General features: G+C 72.6%; 1 pseudogene. It reads right to left on the bottom strand.

The features are described from left to right. Positions 1 to 210 (bottom strand): annotated as a pseudogene (locus tag FVW27_RS19085) (aminoglycoside phosphotransferase family protein); the annotation flags it as partial. Positions 211 to 552 lie beyond the last annotated feature (342 nt).

Here is a 552-nt window from a genome sequence, read left to right as displayed (position 1 = left end):
GGGCAGGGGCACGCCCAGCGCGGCGGCCCAGGCCCGGGGGGTGTCCGCGTCCGCCTCGTCGGGGACGGCCAGCGGGAAGCCCGGCGTGGAGCCGGACACGGAATCTGGCATGGAGCCGGACAGAGCACCTGACAGGGCGCCCGCCCCGTCGCCCTCCCTTTGCAGGATCATGCGCCCCAGAAATTCCGCAACCATGGCCGCCGTGTGCACATCCGCCTCCCGTGTCGATGCCCAGCCATAGCAGGAAGCCGCCGCCCGCTCAACGCGCGCGATTCCCGCACGGCAACCGTCCGCCGACCACCGGCGGCCCTCCCTGAGTCACCGGCTGCGTCCCCTCCTGCGTCCGCTCATGCGTCAAGGGGTTGGAAAGCGCGGGCAAATGGGGTAGGGCTGGAATCTCGTCCGGGTTCCATGCGGACGAAGCTCCGGCAACCCATGGCGCCGCCGCACGGCGGCGCTTGAACCGTGTCGGCTGGTCGGCGTGCGCCGGTCCGCCCCACGGCGGTTTCCTGCGGCGTTTCGCCCGGCGTCGCCGCGTCTTGTGCCGCGCAT

The organism is Nitratidesulfovibrio liaohensis, assembly GCF_011682075.1.
GTDB lineage: Bacteria > Desulfobacterota > Desulfovibrionia > Desulfovibrionales > Desulfovibrionaceae > Cupidesulfovibrio > Cupidesulfovibrio liaohensis.
Note: the sequence above shows the minus strand (reverse complement) of the source record. Positions and strands in the feature narration are given on the sequence as shown.